Origin of the sequence: Cylindrospermopsis sp. CR12 (assembly GCF_001432185.1) — a bacterium.
GTDB lineage: Bacteria > Cyanobacteriota > Cyanobacteriia > Cyanobacteriales > Nostocaceae > Raphidiopsis > Raphidiopsis raciborskii.
Genome location: NZ_LMVE01000102.1, coordinates 1 through 1934, shown reverse-complemented (window position 1 = coordinate 1934; position 1934 = coordinate 1). Strand labels below are relative to the sequence as shown.

Genomic DNA, 1934 nt, shown 5'->3' with positions numbered 1-1934 from the left:
AGATTACGGGGACAGCTTATGCAGACTACCTAAGGGGCTACAGTGGAGATGATAAGCTAATTGGGGGTGAAGGAAATGATGATATTGCAGGAGGAGACGGCAATGACCTGATTATATTAGTCAATCCCAATATCGCCAAACCAGGTTTAGGTACGGTAGATACGGTCACCGGGGGAGCAGGGCTGGACACTTTTATTCTGGGCGATGCCACAGGTTGGGTTGGATATGATGACTATAATCTTACCAATGCAGGTGAAATTGACTACTTGAACATCAAAGACTTTAATCCCCAGGAAGATATCATTCAGCTTTTGGGTTCCAGTAGTGATTACACGACCACAGTGTCAGGTAATAATATTAACCTCTACATCAACAAGCCTGATAGCGAACCTGATGAACTAATTGCTGTTTTAGAAAACACCCAAGGTTTAATCAATCCATCACAATTCAGCCTAAATGGTAGCTATTTCAAATATGTGACCAGCGATGTAGTTTTAGATATTACTAGTACATTTGGTATGCAAACGGAGGGTAACTCAGGTAACAAATTATTTATATTTACTGTTAATAGAACAGGAGATACCAATGATACAAGTACGGTAGATTGGTTTGTTACTGCATCTGGTGATAACCTCGTTAACTCCACGGATTTTGGTGGAGCAATTCCACCAGGAGAAACTCTGACCTTTCTACCTGGAGAAACCTCAAAAGAAATCAGATTGAGGGTCAGAGGAGACAGCACCATTGAACCCAACGAAACCTTTACAGTGTATTTGTCTACAGCTACAAGAGCTACTATTGGTACTCGCACTGCTACAGGGACGATTTTAGATGATGATGGTAGTCAACCAACAACCTTGGCAATTGCTCCTAGTAGTGCTGTTCAACTAGAGGGAGATACAGGAACCAAAGCTTTTACCTTCACTGTTACCCGCAGTGGAAACACTACTGGTACTAGCAGTGCTAATTGGGCAGTCACCGGGTCTGGCACTAACCAAGCAGATGCAACTGATTTTGGTGGAACTCTGCCAAGTGGCACAGTGAATTTTGCAGCAGGCGAAACTGGTCAAACCATCACGGTAAATGTGTCGGGAGACACCATGGTTGAATCCGATGAAGGGTTTACAGTCACGCTCTCTAACTCAAATAATGCCACTATTACCACTGTTACTGCTACAGGAACAATTACCAATGATGACATCCCCTCCATCACCCTAGCAGTTTCTCCTAGCAGTGTTGCAGAGGATGGCACTACAAATCTAGTCTACACCTTCACCCGCACTGGTCCCACAACTAATACCCTCGCGGTAAACTATACCATTGGGGGAACAGCAACTAACGGTAGTGACTACAATAATATTGGTACAAGCGTCACTTTTGCAGCTGGATCATCCACCGCTACAGTTACAGTTGACCCCACCGCTGACACCACACCGGAAAGTGATGAAACAGTCATCTTCACCCTAGCATCTGGCACTGGTTACACCATTGGAACCACCAGTGGAGTCACAGGGACAATTACCAATGATGACACTCAAGTTACCTTAACTGTTTCCCCTACCAGTGTTACAGAAGACGGCACACCCAATCTAGTCTACACCTTCACCCGCACTGGTCCCACAACTAATACCCTCGCGGTAAACTATACCATTGGGGGAACAGCAACTAACGGTAGTGACTACAATAATATTGGTACAAGCGTCACTTTTGCAGCTGGGTCATCCACCGCTACAGTTACAGTTGACCCCACCGCTGACACCACACCGGAAAGTGATGAAACAGTCATCTTCACCCTAGCATCTGGCACTGGTTACACCATTGGAACCACCAGTGGGGTCACAGGGACAATTACCAATAATGATAGGCTAGAATTGTTAGGGAGCGCATTAGTAAGTAACGATACATATGATGGTGGAGGTGGTATAGACACCCTA

The 1934-nt window shown here is 45.0% G+C and carries 1 protein-coding gene; it reads left to right on the top strand.

Going from position 1 to position 1934, the window contains the following annotated elements; genetic code table 11:
• Positions 1-1934, top strand: a 1934-nt coding sequence (locus ASL19_RS11520) for an S-layer family protein (RefSeq protein WP_304437819.1), incomplete at both ends; no start/stop codon positions are given.